Genomic DNA, 17,208 nt, shown 5'->3' with positions numbered 1-17,208 from the left:
CCATCCCCGATCAGACGGTAAGCGCGCATGCGCTGGAGTGGTAGGGCTCAGTCGTTGCCAACTTCGCCGATCGACGGACGAGCCGCACCGCGGCGGCGGTGACTTACACGTGCGTTCGGCGTGCGATTTCATCGTCGACCCTGTCCTGGATTGGGTGACCCAGATTCTGTGGCAGGGCCGAGCCGGCGATCTTCGGAGCCATCCCGATCGATCTGATCCCCGACTTCGTCCGGCTCACCGGGCTACACGACTCCGCGCGATGACCGCGCCGTTCTTCCTCGCCGCCGGCCTCACCCGCGCGGCCTACATCGGTACCGGGGCCGCCAGCGCGTTCACGATGCACATCACCAAGATCGCGACGTACGGCGCCGGATGTCTGCTCACCACCCGAGTGCTCCTGTACGGCGCCGTACTCACGCCGGCCACCCTGCTCGGCGCCTGGACCGGTAAGAAGATCGTCGGCCACATCGGCGACCGCATCTTCGTCCTACTCATCGAGCTCGGACTGCTCGTCGCCGGCGCCCTGTTCCTGGTCGGAATCTAGGTGCCCGACTTGTTGCCGAGCGTCTTCGTGGCCTTCTGTACGGCGACGGCTGTCGCGCCGGCGATGTCGTCGGGGAGACCGGCGATCACGGTGATCGAGACGAGGACGTCCTGGACGCCGGTGGTCACCATGGTGATCTCGAGGCCGTCGAGCGGGCCGCCGGTTGCGGCGTACCGGACGGCGACCGGGTTGGTGCCGGCCTTCGGTGCGGAGACCTCGCGTACGTCGATCTGCGCTTTGCCTTCGCCGGGGATGGTCAGGGTCAGCGTGCGGCAGGCTGTGATCGCCTTCCGCAAGGTCTGCTGTAACGCCTGGACGGCTGTGGGCGATCCCAGGGCGTCAAGGCTTTCGTCGATGAAGGGTCCCTGCGCGCCGGCCGAGAACGAGCGGGATGCCGAGGCCTTCGACCCGGGCGGCGTGTCGGCGTTCTCCAGCGCGACCAGCTTGGCGCAGCGAGAGTCCTTCGAGGAGACGACCGGATCCGGTCCTGTACTACCGCTGTCATCGTCGTCGATCGAAAATCCTGCAGGCAGGTCGCCCAGGGCGATCAGCGCGGCCGTGAGCTGCTTGACGGTGCGCGCGGTCGCTGTCGGCGTGGCTGACGGAGCCGTGCGCGGCGTCGTGCTGGCCGCGGTCGTGGCGGACGACGCCGAAGGCGTGGTCGAGGCCGTCGAACTGGACGTCGTGGTTGACGGTGTGGCGGAGTTCGACGAGCCGGAGCAGCCGGTCGCCACGGCAAGCAGGAGTGCCGTCGCCGCGACGTACGCAGGAGTGAGCTTGGTCATGGGGTGCCTTTCGGGGCAGGGCATGGGCAAGGGCATCGCCGACCAGACTTCCCGGCACACCAGAGCATCGGCAGGTGTCGATGCACCTGCTATATCGCGCGGGCCGACCCCGCGTTACACACCCTCGGCGTCACTCGCTTCGGCTCTCCTTGCGGGTCACAGGTTCGTAAGGAGTACGCGGAACCGTCGCGTCCTACCGTCAGGAAGGAGGTGCCGCTGTTTTGCAAGTCGACCGGGCCGCGCATCAGCTGCGAGGCGACGTGGTGGTGTTTGACGCCGTGTTGGCAGCGGGCTGAGATGATCGGAGCATGAAGCGCGGGCAGTTGCGGGTGTATCTGGGGGCCGCGCCCGGTGTCGGTAAGACGTACAAGATGCTGGGCGAGGGGCAGCGGCGCCTTGCCCGGGGTACGGATGTGGTGGTCGGGTTGGTCGAGACCCACGGCCGGGAACACACTGCGAAGGTGCTGGCCGGGCTCGACGTGGTGCCGCGGCGGATCGTCGACTACCGCGGCGCCAGTTTCACCGAGATGGACCTGGACGCGGTCCTGGCCCGGCGGCCGGACGTCGCGCTGATCGACGAGATGGCGCATACCAACGTGCCGGGCAGCCGGCACGAGAAGCGCTGGCAGGACATCGACGAGCTGCTGAACGCCGGGATCGACGTGATCTCGACGCTGAACATCCAGCACCTCGAGTCGATCAACGACGTGGTCGAGAAGATCACCGGCGTACCGCAGCAGGAGACGGTCCCGGACCGGGTGGTGCGGGCCGCGGACCAGATCGAGCTCGTCGACATGACGCCGGAGGCGCTGCGGCGGCGGATGGCGCACGGGAACGTGTACACCGCCGACAAGATCGACGCTGCCCTGGGCAACTATTTCCGGGTCGGCAACCTGTCCGCGCTGCGGGAGCTCGCGCTGCTGTGGCTGGCGGACCGGGTGGACGCCGGTCTGCAGCAGTACCGCGCGGAGCACGACATCGACTCCACCTGGGAGGCCCGGGAGCGCGTCGTGGTCGCGCTGACCGGCGGTCCCGAGGGCGAGACGCTGATCCGGCGTGCTGCGCGGATCGCGGCCCGCTCGTCCGGCGGCGATCTGCTCGCCGTCCATGTCGCGCGGTCCGACGGCCTGTCCGGCGCCAACTCGGCCACGCTCGCTCGGCAGCGCGAACTCGTCGAGGGACTGGGTGGCACCTATCACCAGATTGTGGGTGACAACGTTCCCGAGGCTCTGCTGCAGTTCGCCAAGGCGGAGAACGCGACCCAGCTGGTCCTCGGCGGCAGCCGTCGGTCCCGGTTCGGTACGGCGTTCTCCGGGTCCGGCATCGGCGCCACCACGATCCGTGATTCGGGTGAGATCGATGTACATATCGTCACGCATTCGGAGATCGGCCGGGGCCGGTTGCCGCGGGCGCAAGGTAGCTTGTCGAAGCGTCGCAAGATTCAGGGCTTCGTCCTCGGGATCGTCCTGCAACCTGTGCTGGCGTTGCTGCTGGGTCTCGGTGACGACTCACTGAACCTGACCAGCAACGCGCTGGTCTTCCTGCTCGCGGTGATCGTGGTGGCGCTGGTCGGCGGGATGTGGCCGGCGCTGGTGACGGCCGTTGGCGGGTCGCTCGTCCTGAACTACTTCTTCGTGCATCCGAAGGGGACGTTCACGATCGCAGAGTTCAACAATGCACTGGCGTTGCTGATCTTCGTCTTGGTCGCGGCGATGGTCAGTACGGTCGTCGACCGCGCGGCACGCCGTACCAGACAAGCGGCCCGGGCCACCGCCGAGTCGGAAACTCTGGCTGCCCTGGCGGGCAGTGCCTTACGGGGAGAGACTGCCCTGCCTGCCCTGCCTGCCCTGCTCGAGCGGGTCCGGGGGGCGTTCGGGATGAATGGCGCCTGTCTGATGGAGCTGACGCACGGCGACCGGACCGAGGACTGGCGTCCGTTGGCGTCGGCCGGGACGCTCACCTGTAGTCGGCCGGAGGAAGCCGACGCGGAGATCCCGGCCCGCGACGATCTGGTGCTGGTCCTGCAAGGCCGGCAGTTGGCCGCTGACGAGCGGCGGCTGGTCGGGGCGTTCGCGGCCCACGCGGCGGCGCTGGTCGACAAGGCCCGGTTGAGCGAAGCCGCTGCCGAGGCCAAGCCGTTGGCCGAGGCAGACAGGCTGCGTACGGCGCTCCTGCGCGCGGTGGGTCACGATCTCCGGACCCCTCTCGCGTCGGCGAAGGCATCGGTGACCAGTTTGCGCAGCGACGATGTGGACTGGACCGAGTCTGAGCGCGCGGAGCTACTGGAGACCGCGGACGAGTCGCTCGACCGACTGTCGCGACTGGTGAGCAACCTGCTCGACTTGAGTCGGCTGCAGGCCGGCGTACTGTCCGTCTTCACTCGTCCGATAGCGTTGGATGAGATCACGCCGTCCGTACTGTCCGAGCTGGGTGACGACGGTGACCGGGTGACCCTCGACATCCCGCCTACGCTGCCATTGCTCGATGCCGACCCGGCCCTGCTGGAGCGCGTGATCACGAACCTCCTCGCAAACGCGATCCGCTACTCACCACCGGGCGCGGCACCACACCTGACCGCGAGCGCGCTAGGTGACACCGTGGAGATCCGGGTGATCGACCGCGGGCCGGGGATCCCGCGCGAGGACCGGAATCGGGTATTTGCGCCGTTCCAGCGGCTGGGCGACGCCGACAACACGATCGGCGTCGGGCTCGGTCTCGCACTGGCACGCGGCCTGACCGACGCGATGCACGGCACGCTGCAACCCGAAGAGACACCGGGCGGTGGGCTGACGATGGTCGTTTCCTTGCCTACGGCAACGTTGGAGGATCTGCCAGTGCCGGGAACTCGTGAGCGCTCCCAGGAGCCGGAGTGATGGAGTCAGGAAAGTTCGTGCGTGGCAAGCGCGGCGCCGACCTGGTCCGCGAGGGCGACGGCGACCTGCAGCTGCGGCACAGACGGCCGGACGTTTCGCGTCGATGCAACGAGGAGGAACCGGCCCCGGGTGATGCCGTCGTGTTGTACGCGGAGTTCGATCTCGCTGTCGGTCGGTAGCCCGAACCGCTGGACGTCGACGTCCCAGCCTTGTCGTACGACAGTGCCGTCGCGGAGGACGGCGGCCGGGGCGGCCTCACGGGTGTCGCTGTCGAACGTGCAGTCGTCGATGCTCAGGACTTCGACCAGTTGCTCGGCGACGTGCTCGATCAAGCTTTCGGTGCTGGAGCTCCCGGCCGCCACCAGGCCGGCAGTCTGGACGACGCCGTTCAGATACCCGCGTTGCTTGCTGGCGCGGGCCTGCTGGCGACGGCCCCAGAGGGCAACCTCGGTGACCGCGACACCGACGAGCGTGAGCAGTACGGCGGTCTCGATATCGGCCTGGGTCGCGATGGCGAAATGGTGGTACGGCTTGGTGAGGAAGAAGTCGAACCACAAGGTGCTCGACAGCGCCGCGACGATCCCTGCCGATCGCGGTCCGGTCGCGGCGGCCATGACCACGACCAGGACGAGTACCAGCGCGGCGTTCGTGTTCGCGATGCGGTCGCGGAACGGCGCAAGTCCCGCACAAACAGCCGCCGGTACGAGGGTAGCGGCCCAGACCACTGCCTGGCGTCCCCGCTCACTGCCGTCGAACAGGCGCATCACGCAGCAAAGCTACCCGCGGGGATGTTAGAGCGGCGTTAGAAGACGGGGGAGCGGTGTTAGGAAGTTGTCAGGAAGGAGACCGGCGGGCGAGGACAGACGTTCTTCTTGGGCCGTGAAGGTGTTAGAGCTGCCGAAGAGGTTCCTTGTCGGGCGGCCATTGCGAAGCGAGCGGCTGGACGAGACGCTGCTGCCGAAGAAGCTCGCGCTGCCGGTGTTCTGCAGTGACCCGCTCTCCTCAAACGCTTACGCGACCGAAGAGATCCTGCTCATGCTCAGCCTGGGCGGCCTCACCTTGCTCCACCTCACACCATGGCTCGCAGGCGTGGTTGTCGCGCTGCTCATCGTTGTGGTGGCGTCCTACCGGCAGACTTGCCACGCCTACCCGAACGGTGGTGGCGCCTACGCGGTCAGCCGGGCGAACCTCGGCGAGAACGCGTCCCTGGTCGCCGCGAGCGCGCTCCTCGTCGACTATGTGCTGACCGTCGCGGTGTCGGTCGCGGCCGGCGTACAGAACGTCGTCTCCGCCGTGCCCGCCCTCGGGCCCCATGCCGTCCTGGTCTCGGTCGGGATGATCGCGCTCCTCGCGGTGATGAACCTGCGGGGCATCAAAGAGTCCGGTACGGCGTTCGCGATCCCGACGTACGGCTTCATCGCGATCGTGCTGACGATGATCGTGGTCGGGTTCGCGCACATGCTGACCGGTCACGAGGCGCAGGCGGAGTCGGCGCCGTTCGGGATCACACCGGCGACGCAGACCAGCGGGCTGGTCGTGGTCCTGCTGGCGATGCGGGCCTTCGCTTCCGGGTGTACGGCGCTCACCGGGGTCGAGGCCGTGAGCAACGGCGTACCGAACTTCAAGCCACCGAAGAGCAAGAACGCCGCGGGCACCCTGTCGATCATGGGCGGCATCACGATCGCCATGTTCGCGGGAATCACCGCCTTGGCGATGACCTCGCATGTGCACGTCGTCGATGACCAGGCTCGGCTGATCGGTGCGCCCGACGGGTACGAGCAGCGCACGGTCATCGCGCAGGTCGCCGGCGCGGTCTTCGGCGGGTACCACTCGATCGGGTTCTTCGCGGTGCAGGCGTTCACTGCGGCGATCCTGATTCTCGCGGCGAACACCGCGTTCAACGGGTTCCCGATTCTCGCGTCGTTGCTCGGTCACGACGGGTTCCTGCCGCGGCAGTTCTCGCGGCGTGGAGACCGGTTGGTGTTCAGCAACGGGATCGTGATCCTGTCGGCGCTCGCGTGCCTGCTGATCTGGGTTTTCGACGCGAGTACGACCCGGTTGATCCAGCTGTACATCATCGGTGTGTTTGTCTCGTTCAGCCTGAGCCAGTTCGGCATGGTCGTGCACTGGACGCGGAAGTTGGCGGAGTCGCCGCTATCCGTCGTACGTGCCTCGATTCATCGGTCCCGGGCGATCAACGCCCTCGGCGGGGTGTTCACCTCTGTGGTGCTGGTCGTTGTCCTGATCACCAAGTTCACGCATGGCGCGTGGATCGTCGTACTGGCGATGCCGGCGCTGTTCCTGCTGATGAAGGGCATCAAGCGGCACTACAACCGGGTGGCGGTTGAGCTCGAGCCGCAGCCGGGTGGCGTCACGCTGCCACCGCGCGTCTTCGGCATCGTCCTGGTCTCCAAGCTCCACGCGCCGACGCTCCGAGCTCTCGCCTATGCGCGAGCCACCCGTCCGACCTCACTGACCGCGGTAACGGTCAACACCGATCCGGACTCCTCCGAGGCTCTGCTTCGCGATTGGACGGAGCGAGGCATCTCCGTGCCGCTGAAGAAACTTCATTCGCCGTACCGCGACGTGACAGGCCCGGTCCTCAGCTACGTCAAGGACGTACGACGACAAAGCCCACGCGACCTGGTCGCGGTCTTCATCCCGGAGTACGTCGTCGGCCACTGGTGGGAAGCCCTCCTCCACAACCAGAGCGCCCTCCGCCTGAAGGCCCGTCTCCTCTTCCAGCCCGGCGTGATGGTCATCAACGTCCCCTGGCAACTCGGCTCAGCAGAACTCCTCGAGTCCCGCCGCGTAGACGAACCAAGAGCGGAGCCCACGATTACGTGACCTGCGGGAATGCAGGACGGCGGGTGGCGATGTCGTGCCGGCGCAGGTACTCGGCGACGAGGTCGAACGCGTTGTGGAACCACGTGTACACCTCGTGGTGGTGCAGGGTCGCGCGCAGTACGGCGGTCGGCTGCTCAGGAAGGGTTCGCCGTTCGGTTTGCGTCTCAACATCTCCCCGCCGAGTTCGTCAGCGGACGATGGCGACCGCGCAGTGCGCGTGATGCAGGACGTGCTGGCTGACGGAGCCCAGCAGAAGGCCGGTGAAGCCACCGCGACCACGCGATCCGACCACCGTGAGATCGGCGTACTCGGCGGCCAGCAGAATCGCCCGTGCCGCGTGACCGTTGATGAGCCGCGTCTCGCACTCGACGTCCGGATGGTCCGCAAGCGCACCAGCCAACGACTCCGCGACCAACAGGCGGGCGGACTCCTTCGCGTCCTCGTCGTCGAACTGCAGCATGGACTCCCCGTCGGCGTAGGTGAGGTAAGGGGTAGTCCAGGCATGGACCGCGACGACCTTGGCGCCGATCGCCTCGGCCTGGTCGAACGCGAAGTCGATCGCCTGGGCGGATACCTTCGAGCCGTCGACGCCCACGATCACCGTCGGCTTCTCGTGTGCGCGCGGCCGGATCTCGGACGGCACGACGACCACTGGGCACTGGGCGTGGCTGCTCACCTGCACCGCGACCGAGCCCACCAGCATCCCGGTCCATCCGCCGAATCCACGGGAGCCGAGGACGATGAGCCGCGCATGCGCCGACTCCTCGGTCAACTCTTGTGCGGGCGCTCCCTCGACCAGAGCGGTGTCGACCAGGAGATCGGGGTGCTGGGCGCGCAATGCGTACTCCAGTCCGCTGAGGCCTCGCTCGCGAGCAGGCCTGAGTGCCGCCAGCGGAACCGTCGTGCCTGGACCCGGTTGGGTGGCGATGATCAACTCGAACGCCTCGACGATGCGCAGCGCGGCGTGCAGCCGCTCGGCCTCGGCGGCGGCCCAGTGCACGGCGGCCAGGCTGGCGGGGGAGCGGTCATACCCGGCGACGATCGGGGCAGGTTGCAACGACATCGTTCCTCCTCGTGCCGATGCGGTACTTCAACTCTCCTCCACCCCGGCCAGATGGGCCAGGGCGACTGGCAGGCGCTGATGCCGTGGGTGCGGAGCGCGGTGGGGAGGTCTGGGTGGTGTCGGACGCCAGGGAGGTTACCGGGGGAATTGATCACCTCTGGTGATGTCGTCTCGATCAGCACCACTACGCCGTACCGTGCGTGGTGGTGAGACTCGTCGGTGCGCGGACCATGCGTGTAGCGCGGTCGGATGTGACTGTTGTTTGGTTCTCGTCCGAAGGGGGAACCCGGCGCATAGGGACGAGTCTGTGCATGCCGGATCTGGTGATGTAGCGATGGATCGACTGAAGGCGCTCAGCGATGCCGGTGTGTCGATCTGGCTGGACGACCTGTCTCGCGGTCGGCTGACCAATGGCACGCTGGCCAAGATGGTCGCGGACGAGCACCTGGCCGGTGTGACCTCGAACCCGACGATCTTCGCGAAGGCCATTGCGTCGCAGGCGGCCGACTACGCGGATCAGATCGGCACGTTGGCGGCCGCCGGAACGCCGCTGGAGGACGCGGTCCGAGCTATCACGACCGACGATGTCCGCGGTGCGTGTGACGTGCTGAGGCCGGTGTACGACGCCACGGACGGCGTAGATGGGCGCGTGTCGATCGAGGTCGACCCGCGGTTGGCTCGCGATACCGGCGCGACGGTCGCCGAGGCAAGGGACCTGTGGCGGACCGTCGATCGGGAGAACCTGTTCGTCAAGATCCCCGCGACTGCGCAGGGCCTGCCGGCGATCACGATGGCGCTGTCCGAGGGGATCAGCGTGAATGTGACGCTGATCTTCTCGTTGCGTCGGTACCGCGCGGTCATGGATGCCTTCCTCGAGGGTGTCGCCTGGGCCGCTGAACGCGGCCTGGATCTCTCGCGGATAGGCAGTGTTGCGTCCTTCTTCGTGAGTCGCGTCGACACCGAGGTGGATCAGAGGCTGGACTCGCTGGGCTCGCCCGCGGTCCGGGAACTGCGGGGCAAGGCAGCGATTGCCAATGCCCGGTTGGCGTTCGAGACCTATGAGAACGTCTTCGGGTCGAGCCGATGGGGAGAGCTCGCGGCCGCCGGGGCCAGACCGCAGCGGCCGTTGTGGGCATCGACCGGCACCAAGGATCCGGCGTACTCGGACACGAGGTACGTCGATCAGTTGGTGACCGCCGGCGTTGTCAATACGATGCCTCAGGCAACCATCGATGCCTTCGCCGATCACGGCGAGGTGAGCGGTGACACCGTGCGGGGCGGATACGACGAGGCACGGGCGGTGATGGCGGACCTGGATCAAGCCGGTGTCTCGTACGACGACGTGGTCGAGGTGCTCGAGGACGAAGGGGTCGAGAAGTTCGAGCAGTCGTGGACGGAGCTCCTGAAGACCGTCGAGGACGCGCTCGCAGCGGGCCGACCGGTCAATCCGATGATCCGCCCAGATTGATCAGCGACGGCGATGGCAGTGGAGAAGTGTCAGATGGGTGCGGGCTCGGTGGGTGGCGGCGGTGGCTCGGTCGGCTCCGGTGGCTCGGTCGGCTCCGGTGGGTCGCTCGGCTCCGGCCGGGTCGGGGCGGGGGCCGGCGGCTCGTTCGGATCCGGCGGCGCAGGGGGCGTCGGTGGAATAGTCTCCGGATCGATGACCATGGCAAGCATCGGTGCCTCCTGTCGATCGGCAACTGGTCAGGCGGCGCTGTGCGCTCAGTACCCATCAGGTCGCGTTGCATGCGCGCACGAAGGCAGTGAGGTGGAGTGGTGACATCTATCTTGAGCAGCCGCAGTCGAGAACGTTCGCGACTGGTCGAGTCGATCGCGGCGCGGGGTGTGACCGATCCTGCTGTGTTGGCGGCGATCGGCGGGGTGCCGCGCGAGGCGTTCGTTCCGGCGGAGGTCGCCGAATTCGCGTACCGGGATGCCGCGCTGCCGATCGGCGTGGGGCAAACGATCTCGCCACCGTACGTCGTAGCGCTCACGACACAGGCCTTGCAGCTGGATGCACGTGATCGTGTGCTGGAGATCGGCACGGGCTCTGGGTATGCGGCAGCCGTTCTCGCCGAGCTCGCGGCCGAGGTCTTCACGGTCGAGCGGCACGGCGAGCTGGCCTCCGCAGCACGTGAGCGTCTCGTGTCGCACGGCGTACACAACGTCATGGTGCACCACGCCGACGGACGCTACGGCTGGCCGGACTACGCGCCGTACGACGCGATCGTGGTGCCGTCCGCGACCGATGTCGTGCCGGAGCGTCTGCGTGGGCAGTTAGTGGTGGGCGGTCGCCTGGTCGTACCGGTCGGCGCGCCTGACGGCATCCAGAAGCTCGTACGCATCCGGCGTACCGGACCAGACGACTTCGAGGAGGAAACTCTCCAATAGGTATCCCCGCCCGTCGGTCTCATCCAGCGCGCTGCAGCCCAAGGGAGTGGAGGAGGTCTTGGAGTTCGTCGTGGTAGACGGCGGCGGGGGAGTGGATCAGGGCGCGTAGGTGGCCGTAGATCTCCAGGGCGAGCAGGCCGTGGATGCGGCCCCAGACTCGGAGGGTGAGGGCGATCCCGACGGGTGGTAGGTCGGGGAAGTCTTCGCGGACGTGGGCGACCAGAGCGGGGTCGAAGTCTGTCCAGCTGTAGGTGCGGTCCGTGGGCTGGTGTGCCTGAGCGGTGGGCCAGGAGGCGGCGACGAGCCCGACGAGGCCGGTGCAGGCGCGGAGTTCGGCGTCCTTGCCGGGGCTGTCGTCCGGCGGCTGGTATCCGGGAACGGGGTCGCCGTAGATCAGCCGGAAGCCCTCGGGATCGGCGACCGCCCAGTCGCGGATGGCGTGCGCCCAGGCCAGGATCCGGCCGCCGGGATCGGACTCCGGTACGGCGTCGCGCGCGGCCTCGGCCGCGTCCACGACCCCCGTGTAGACATCGCCGATCAGCGTGGTGATCAGCTCGTCGCGGGTCGCGAAGTAGCTGTAGATCGCACCTGCCGTCATGCCCATCTCGCGGGCGATGGCACGCAGCGAGATGGCATCCGGACCACCCTCGGCCAGCAGCCGCATCGCGATCCCTTTGATCTCGGCGCTGGCATCCGCACGCAGCCGAGCCCGGCGGCTCACAGTCCGGTCGTTCACGTTTGACACTCTACAGCGTTGGGGTAATGTACGCCGTACAAACACTGAACGCCGTGTAGTAAATGCACGGCATATAGAGGCAGGGTTCGTGAGAACAGAAAGACTTCGCCTCGGATTGCTGGCCCTGACCCAGCTGATCGTGGCTCTCGACTACAACATCGTCTATGTGGCACTGCCCGACATCGGGCAAGCGTTGGGTTTCACGGCGCAGTCCGTGCAATGGGTGGTCAGCGCGTACGCCGTCGGGCTCGGCGGACTGCTCCTGTTCGGAGGGCGAGCGGTGGACCGGCTCGGTCCACGCCGGCTGTTCACGACCGGGCTGGCCTTGTATGGCGTCGCGTCGCTGGTGGGAGGGCTGGCGTCCACCGCCGGACTCCTTGTCGCGGCTCGTGCGGTCCAGGGTGTCGGCGGCGCGTTGCTGACGCCGGCCACGCTCGCGCTGATCTACCGAGGATTCGCCGAAGGGCCCGCGCGGAACCGCGCGCTGGGTGCGTGGGGCCTCGCCGGGAGCGCCGGGCTCGCGGCCGGATCACTTCTCGGTGGTGTGCTCACCAACTATCTCGGCTGGCAGTGGGTGTTCTTCGTCAACGTGCCGCTGGCTCTCTTGTGTGTGCTGGCTGCGCAGCGGTTGCTGCCCGCTGATCCCAGTCGGACGCCGGGCGGGTTCGACGTACCGGGTGCGCTGCTCGCTACCGCGAGTTCGGCGTTGCTGGTGCTCGGGCTGGCGGCCGGCCCGGAGTCCGGGTGGGTGTCACTGCGAGGAGCTGGGGCGCTAGGCCTCGGTGTCGTACTGCTCGCGGTGCTCCTGGCCGTGGAGGCCCGTACCCGTGATCCGTTGATCCCGCTGCGGCTGGTCAGGGGGCGCAACCTGGCCACCACCATGATCGTGATCGCGATCTTCCAGGCCACGCTCGGCGGCGGCTACTACGTCCTGACGTCGTACCTGCAGCCTGTGCTCGGCTACAGCTCGCTCGAAGCGGGCCTGACGTTCTTGCCGCTCACGCTTGTCTGCATGGTGGCGGCAGTCAAATTCGCGCCGCCGCTACTGAATCGCTGGGGAATCCGCACCACGCTCGCCGTGTCCACGATCGGCACCGGTGTCGGTATCGCGGCCATGGTTCTCGGTGCTACACCAGGCGGAGGCTTCTGGACGTTGCTGCCCGGCAGTGTCGTCTGGGGCTTCTTCGGCGGAGTCGCCTTCGTGACCCTCTTCGCGTCGGCGGGCGCGGGCGTCGTGGCTCACCAACAGGGCGTCGCTTCCGGAGTCGCCAGCACGGCGAAAGAAGTCGGAGGCGCGCTCGGCCTCGCAGTCTTCGTTGCCATTATCACCGGATCGTCCAACCTCCTGCGGGGGCTCCATGTCGCCGGCTGGACGGCCGCGGCGATCACCGTCGCCGGCGGTCTGATCGCCCTCGCCCTGAATCCCTCCAGGTCCCTTACCAAGGCCGAGGAACCCATCAATCTCGAAGGAGTAAGCAAGTGAGCAACATCGACGTCATCAACGGCTACCTCGACATCTGGAACGAGCAGGACGCCGCGGTGCGGGACTCCCTGATGAAGGCCGTGCTGACCGAGGACTCCGTCTACAGCGATCCCGACTATGCCGGCCTGCAGGGGTACGCCGAACTGTCGGACGCGATCGGCCGTGCCCAGCAGTCGTTCGGCGACCTGCGTTTCACCCTCGACACCGTCATCGGCGAGCACCACGACCGGGCCTTGTTCACCTGGCGGCTCGGCACAGCGGCCTCCGGGTACGACGTCGTGGAATTCGACGGTGCCCGCATCCGCACCGTCGTCGGGTTCTTCGCATGATCACCGCCCCCGTTCCTCAGTACCGTCGCCGTGATCGTCAACCGCTGAGCACCGAGATCACCGAGCCGCGGTTTGCCGTGGTGGGTGAGTGCCCACAGGAGTGAGCGCCCACAGGACGTGCGCCGTTCAGCGGCCGAACAGCAGATCCCCCCGGCGACGGAGCAGCATTCATCACCGGCGCTGAGTTCCGCGTCGACGGAGGCTGGTCGATCTGGTGATCTCGTCACGACGTTTCGTTTGCGAACGACTCCAGATCCGGGTTCAGTTCGCGGATCTTGCTGAGGTAGGCAGCGGCTACGGTTACGTTTCGTTGAGTCCGCGAGGGGTGATTGCGTGGGCTGCTGAATGGGAGGGCTGATGGCCGACGACCGGTCAGGGTGGTTGGAACGCTTGAGCTTCGGCCGTCGGCTCGTCGGGTGGCCTCCCCGGCTGCCATCTGCCCGGCCTCGACGCCCACGCCCTGGACACCCGCGGGGATCTCCGCTTGAACGACGGCTTCCTCGCCGACGGCGAAGTCAGCCTGATCGGTGCACACATCGGCGGAACCCTGAACTGCGACGAGGCGACCTTCATCAATGAGGACGGCGCCGCGCTGAACGCGGACCTGATCGTGGTTGACCAAAGCATGTGGATCGGACGTACCACGATCACTGGTGGCTTGATCCTGCTCGGTGCGGATATCAGTGGCTCACTCAGCTGCGGTGGCAGTATCTTCAGCAGCCACACCGCGCATGCGTTTCACGGTGACGGTCTGCATGTCGGCCGCGACCTGATCTGCGATTCGGGGTTCACTGCGACGGGCGAGATCCGGCTGGCAGGTGCGCGAGTAGGCGGCCAACTGAACGTCTCAGGCGCGACGCTGACCAATGACTCGGGCCCTGTTCTGACCGCAGACGGTCTGCGGGTCGACCAACACGTGTCCCTCAAGGAGCTCAGCGGCGTCGCTGGCGGCGAGTCCGGTGCAGTGCGGTTGTCGGGAGCGCATGTCGGCGGATGGTTGGATGCAGTCGGGGCCCGGCTGACTAACCGGTCGGGTGCCGGCTTGATCGCCGACGGGCTGAGCGTCGACCAGCAGGTGCACTGGCACAACCTCACAGTGACAGGGGTCAGCGAGGCCGGGGCGGTGCGGCTGTGGAACGCTCACATCGGTGGCCCGCTCAACGTGCTCGGGGCGACGCTGACCAACACCCCCGTCCAGGACCTGTGCGACCACTTCCAGTTGCTGGCCGAGCAGGAACTGCCCACGGGGCTGCTGACCGGGCTCTATCTCCATGGCGGGGTGGTCTTCGGCGAGTGGGCGCCGCGGGAGTCCGACGTCGACTTCCTCGCCACGCTCGCCACCGGCCGGTGCCGGCGGAGGTGGAGGCGCTGCGGGGCGTCCACGCGCAGATGGTGGCGTACTCCTCGATCCGGTTCGACGGGCCGCACGTGCTCGCTGCTGACCTGGCGTGCGACCCGCGCACGCTGCCGCCGGCGCCGGAGGTGATCTCCACCAGGAAACTCGAGATTCTCGCCTCGCCGTCGCGGATGATCACCTGGCACGAACTGGCCCAAGCCGGGATCACGATCACGGGCCCAGAGCTATCCACTCTTCAGATCTGGACCGACAAGCAGGCGCTGCATGACTACACCGTGGACAACCTCAACACCTACTGGCGCCGCAACGCCGAAGGCCTGGCCCGGGCAACCCCTGCCGACCTCCCAACGGATCAGCGCGAACGCGACTATCTGCTCACGCACTGCATCCTCGCCTCCGTGCGCCTGCACCACCTCCTGGTCACCGGCGAGATGACCGCGAAATCCCGCGCCGGCCACTGGGCACTGACCCACTGCGACGAACGCTGGCACCGGGTACTGACCGAGGGCCTACGCCTGCGCGACGCCACCGGCACTTCCGGCTACGCCGACCAGGCCGATCTACTCGCGGACGTCCGGGATTTCCTGGCGCACGTAGTGGAGACCGCCACCGGCAGGCCTGTGACCCCGACCAACGCCTAATGACCATCCATCTGGTTCGCGACGGGGAGGTGATGCGCTCGGTCGCCCTGCGATGTCGCGCCGAGCGGGGGCAGCAGATGCTCGCGGTCGATCTCCGAGGCGGTGCGAGTCGCAATCCGAAACTCAATCAACGGAGCGTCGTCGGTCGCCTCGACGGCCATCGCGAGACTGGTCTTGCTCAGCGCGGCACACGGACCGGTTCTCGGTTCTCTCGTCCGTGCAAGTTCGATTGCGACCTGCTGGCCGGGGTTGTGCCACCGCGAACCCTAACCCTCGGATCCACAGACATCCTCTAGTCCGGATAAGAGTCCTCCGCTGCAGGTCTCACCGGTGACGGACGACGTCGATGAGGCCCGCGAATGGCTGGACGTGTTCAAGTCCAGCGGCGTCGAGGGTCTCGTGGTCAAGGGTGCCTCGACCAGATACCAGCCAGGCCGCCGGGACTGGATCAAGGTCAATTCTGTTGGGGTGAATTGTGTCCGGCCCATCGCCACAGGCGCAAGATGGCAGGTCGGGTAGCGGTCGGGACCGCGGCCCTAGTGCGCGACAGGTGTCGTGGACGAGTGGCGCTCGAACGGCGAGGCTGGAATGGGACCTGCCTGACTTGGCCGCTGGGCTTCCCTGGCCCGATCGGAAACTGCCAGGCGAAGGCGCAGGGCGGCAAGCGTCGCCGTCGACGGTGGCCGCCCGCCCGGTCATCGAAGGAGAAAGTTGAGGAGGGCATTGGCAGTCTTGCCGAAGGGGGCACGCACGAGGCGGGTGCTGTTCCAGCGACCCTGCACGAAGATGCCCTTGGAGTGGCTGAGTGTCCGGAAGCCCTCGATCCCGTGGTATTTGCCCATCCCACTGGCGCCGACGCCGCCGAACGGGAGCTCGTCCTGCCCGACGTGCATGATCGTGCCGTTGATGGTGACGTTGCCGGAGGTCGTATGGTCGAGTACTTTGCGCCGGTCGGCGTCGTTGTCGCCGAAGTAGTAGAGCGCGAGCGGTCGCGGTCGTGCGTTCACGTAGTCGATGGCGTCGTCGATGTCGCGGTAGGGGAAGATCGGCAGGATGGGGCCGAAGATCTCCTCGTGGGCGATCCGCATGTCGTCGGTGACGCCGAGCACGACGGTCGGTGCGAGGGTGTGAGGACGACGGGAGGCTTCGCCTGGCCGGTGTCCGACCTCGATGATCCGTGCACCGTGGGCACGGGCGTCGTCGATCAAGTCGGTGAGGATCGCGTGCTGCTGGTCGTTGACGATCGAGGTGTAGTCCTTGCTCGTCGGACCGCCGGGATAGGCGACCTTCACCAGCCTGTCGTAGCTGTCGATGAAGGTGTCGATCTCGGATTGGTGTACCAGGGCGTAGTCGGGGGCGATGCAGGTCTGCCCGCCGCTGAGAAGCTTCCCGAAGACGATGTCGGATACGGCCTGGTCCTGCACGTGTCCTTTGGCGACGATGGCCGGAGACTTGCCGCCGAGTTCGAGGGTGACGGGGACGAGGTTCTCGCTGGCAGCCTTCATGACGGCTCGTCCGACGGCGGTGCTTCCGGTGAAGACGAGATGATCGAACGGCAGGGAGGAGAACGCGGAACCATCGCCGCTGACGATGGTGACCTGCTCTTCAGGGAAGATCTCGCTGATCATCGACGCGAGCACGGCGTTCGTTGCGGGGGCGAACTTCGACGGTTTGAGCATGACGCGGTTGCCGGCGGCGATCGCGGTGACGACCGGCATCAGCGACAGGTTGACGGGGTAGTTCCACGGTGAGATGACGCCGACCACTCCGAGTGGTTGGTATTCGATGTGGTTGCTGCCGAAACTCATGTGCAGGGCGATGTGGCGGCGGGTCGGCAGCATGAATCGGCGGAGATTCCGGTCCAGGTAGTCGATGCCCTGGATGACTCCGAGGACCTCCATCATCGCTGTCTCGTGGCGCGACCGATTGCCGAAGTCGGTGTTGATCGCCTCCTCGATAGCGCTCCGCCGTGCGAGCAATGCCGCCTTGAACTTCTTCAGATCGTTTCGTCGCGTCGCCAATGGCGGCGCCCCGTCGCGGAGGTAGGCGGCGCGTTGCGCAGCGAGGATGTCGCTGAAGCGCTCCACGTCTGTGCGCTGCGGGGTGATCGCTGTGAGGGACATGGTGTTGTTCCTTTGCTGTTCTAGGTGTGGCCGATG

Annotated in this window: 16 protein-coding genes; 10 read left to right on the top strand and 6 right to left on the bottom strand. The window is 67.0% G+C overall.

The window, feature by feature from the left end:
- The first annotated feature begins 259 nt into the window (after positions 1-259).
- Complete coding sequence (locus ACLJOO_RS28240; protein ID WP_410790431.1) at positions 260-544, top strand: hypothetical protein; 285 nt, start codon at positions 260-262, stop codon at positions 542-544.
- Here ACLJOO_RS28240 and ACLJOO_RS28235 read toward each other — a convergent pair.
- Positions 541-1,329 carry a hypothetical protein gene (locus tag ACLJOO_RS28235; protein WP_410790430.1) on the bottom strand — a complete coding sequence of 263 codons (789 nt, stop codon included), beginning with the start codon at positions 1,327-1,329 and terminating at the stop codon, positions 541-543. The two genes, ACLJOO_RS28240 and ACLJOO_RS28235, sit on opposite strands and share 4 nt — an antisense overlap.
- A gap of 308 nt (positions 1,330-1,637) precedes the next feature.
- Here ACLJOO_RS28235 and ACLJOO_RS28230 point away from each other — a divergent pair, with 308 nt between their 5' ends.
- Positions 1,638-4,202 carry a DUF4118 domain-containing protein gene (locus ACLJOO_RS28230; protein ID WP_410790429.1) on the top strand — a complete coding sequence of 855 codons (2,565 nt, stop codon included), beginning with the start codon at positions 1,638-1,640 and terminating at the stop codon, positions 4,200-4,202.
- A gap of 5 nt (positions 4,203-4,207) precedes the next feature.
- Here the strand turns inward: ACLJOO_RS28230 and ACLJOO_RS28225 are convergent, their stop codons facing one another.
- Positions 4,208-4,966, bottom strand: a complete 759-nt coding sequence (locus ACLJOO_RS28225) for a DUF4118 domain-containing protein (protein ID WP_410790933.1) — start codon at positions 4,964-4,966, stop codon at positions 4,208-4,210.
- Positions 4,967-5,081: 115 nt separating this feature from the next.
- Here ACLJOO_RS28225 and ACLJOO_RS28220 point away from each other — a divergent pair, with 115 nt between their 5' ends.
- On the top strand, positions 5,082-7,049 hold the full coding sequence (locus ACLJOO_RS28220) for an APC family permease (RefSeq protein ID WP_410790428.1): 1,968 nt from the start codon (positions 5,082-5,084) through the stop codon (positions 7,047-7,049).
- Between the two features lie 187 nt (positions 7,050-7,236).
- On the opposite strand, the gene ACLJOO_RS28215 is transcribed toward ACLJOO_RS28220, so the two are convergent.
- Entirely contained in the window at positions 7,237-8,112 is an 876-nt protein-coding gene (locus tag ACLJOO_RS28215) for a universal stress protein (RefSeq protein WP_410790427.1), read from the bottom strand.
- A 334-nt stretch (positions 8,113-8,446) separates the two neighbouring features.
- Between ACLJOO_RS28215 and tal the strand changes: the two genes are divergently transcribed.
- The gene (gene tal / locus ACLJOO_RS28210; protein WP_410790426.1) at positions 8,447-9,580 is read left to right on the top strand and encodes a transaldolase; all 1,134 of its coding nucleotides are present in this window, start codon (positions 8,447-8,449) and stop codon (positions 9,578-9,580) included.
- Between the two features lie 308 nt (positions 9,581-9,888).
- A complete protein-coding gene (locus ACLJOO_RS28205) occupies positions 9,889-10,503 on the top strand; it encodes a protein-L-isoaspartate(D-aspartate) O-methyltransferase (RefSeq protein WP_410790425.1) in 615 nt (204 codons plus the stop codon).
- Positions 10,504-10,522: 19 nt separating this feature from the next.
- Here ACLJOO_RS28205 and ACLJOO_RS28200 read toward each other — a convergent pair whose 3' ends face one another.
- On the bottom strand, positions 10,523-11,239 hold the full coding sequence (locus tag ACLJOO_RS28200) for a TetR/AcrR family transcriptional regulator (protein WP_410790424.1): 717 nt from the start codon (positions 11,237-11,239) through the stop codon (positions 10,523-10,525).
- An 88-nt stretch (positions 11,240-11,327) separates the two neighbouring features.
- On the opposite strand from ACLJOO_RS28200, the gene ACLJOO_RS28195 reads away from it, so the two are divergent.
- The 4 genes from ACLJOO_RS28195 (at position 11,328) to ACLJOO_RS28180 (ending at position 15,049) form a co-directional block, all read left to right on the top strand.
- On the top strand, positions 11,328-12,722 hold the full coding sequence (locus ACLJOO_RS28195) for an MFS transporter (protein WP_410790423.1): 1,395 nt from the start codon (positions 11,328-11,330) through the stop codon (positions 12,720-12,722).
- The gene (locus ACLJOO_RS28190) at positions 12,719-13,051 is read left to right on the top strand and encodes a nuclear transport factor 2 family protein (RefSeq protein ID WP_410790422.1); all 333 of its coding nucleotides are present in this window, start codon (positions 12,719-12,721) and stop codon (positions 13,049-13,051) included. Before ACLJOO_RS28195 ends, ACLJOO_RS28190 begins: the two co-directional genes overlap by 4 nt.
- A 484-nt stretch (positions 13,052-13,535) precedes the next feature.
- On the top strand, positions 13,536-14,537 hold the full coding sequence (locus ACLJOO_RS28185) for a hypothetical protein (RefSeq protein WP_410790421.1): 1,002 nt from the start codon (positions 13,536-13,538) through the stop codon (positions 14,535-14,537).
- Positions 14,480-15,049, top strand: a complete 570-nt coding sequence (locus ACLJOO_RS28180; protein WP_410790420.1) for an aminoglycoside adenylyltransferase domain-containing protein — start codon at positions 14,480-14,482, stop codon at positions 15,047-15,049. The genes ACLJOO_RS28185 and ACLJOO_RS28180 overlap by 58 nt, the downstream gene beginning before the upstream one ends.
- On the opposite strand, the gene ACLJOO_RS28175 is transcribed toward ACLJOO_RS28180, so the two are convergent.
- Positions 15,046-15,210 (bottom strand): hypothetical protein, encoded by a 165-nt coding sequence (locus ACLJOO_RS28175; RefSeq protein WP_410790419.1) that lies wholly within the window; start codon positions 15,208-15,210, stop codon positions 15,046-15,048. The genes ACLJOO_RS28180 and ACLJOO_RS28175 overlap by 4 nt on opposite strands.
- 169 nt (positions 15,211-15,379) lie before the next feature.
- Here ACLJOO_RS28175 and ACLJOO_RS28170 point away from each other — a divergent pair, with 169 nt between their 5' ends.
- Positions 15,380-15,568: a hypothetical protein gene (locus ACLJOO_RS28170; RefSeq protein WP_410790418.1), complete on the top strand. Its 189-nt coding sequence runs from the start codon at positions 15,380-15,382 to the stop codon at positions 15,566-15,568.
- Positions 15,569-15,744: 176 nt separating this feature from the next.
- Here the strand turns inward: ACLJOO_RS28170 and ACLJOO_RS28165 are convergent, their stop codons facing one another.
- Positions 15,745-17,172 carry a coniferyl aldehyde dehydrogenase gene (locus ACLJOO_RS28165; protein WP_410790417.1) on the bottom strand — a complete coding sequence of 476 codons (1,428 nt, stop codon included), beginning with the start codon at positions 17,170-17,172 and terminating at the stop codon, positions 15,745-15,747.
- Positions 17,173-17,208: the final 36 nt, after the last annotated feature.

It is taken from the genome of Kribbella sp. C-35 (genome assembly GCF_046549195.1).
GTDB lineage: Bacteria > Actinomycetota > Actinomycetes > Propionibacteriales > Kribbellaceae > Kribbella.
Note: the sequence above shows the minus strand (reverse complement) of the source record. Positions and strands in the feature narration are given on the sequence as shown.

Bases quoted from the DNA above. Each gene is read 5' to 3' on its own strand.
- ACLJOO_RS28240 (WP_410790431.1), top strand. From the start codon at position 260: ATGACCGCGCCGTTCTTCCTCGCCGCCGGCCTCACCCGCGCGGCCTAC.
- ACLJOO_RS28235 (WP_410790430.1), bottom strand. From the start codon at position 1,329: ATGACCAAGCTCACTCCTGCGTACGTCGCGGCGACGGCACTCCTGCTT.
- ACLJOO_RS28230 (WP_410790429.1), top strand. From the start codon at position 1,638: ATGAAGCGCGGGCAGTTGCGGGTGTATCTGGGGGCCGCGCCCGGTGTC.
- ACLJOO_RS28225 (WP_410790933.1), bottom strand. From the start codon at position 4,966: ATGCGCCTGTTCGACGGCAGTGAGCGGGGACGCCAGGCAGTGGTCTGG.
- ACLJOO_RS28215 (WP_410790427.1), bottom strand. From the start codon at position 8,112: ATGTCGTTGCAACCTGCCCCGATCGTCGCCGGGTATGACCGCTCCCCC.
- tal (WP_410790426.1), top strand. From the start codon at position 8,447: ATGGATCGACTGAAGGCGCTCAGCGATGCCGGTGTGTCGATCTGGCTG.
- ACLJOO_RS28175 (WP_410790419.1), bottom strand. From the start codon at position 15,210: ATGGCCGTCGAGGCGACCGACGACGCTCCGTTGATTGAGTTTCGGATT.
- ACLJOO_RS28165 (WP_410790417.1), bottom strand. From the start codon at position 17,172: ATGTCCCTCACAGCGATCACCCCGCAGCGCACAGACGTGGAGCGCTTC.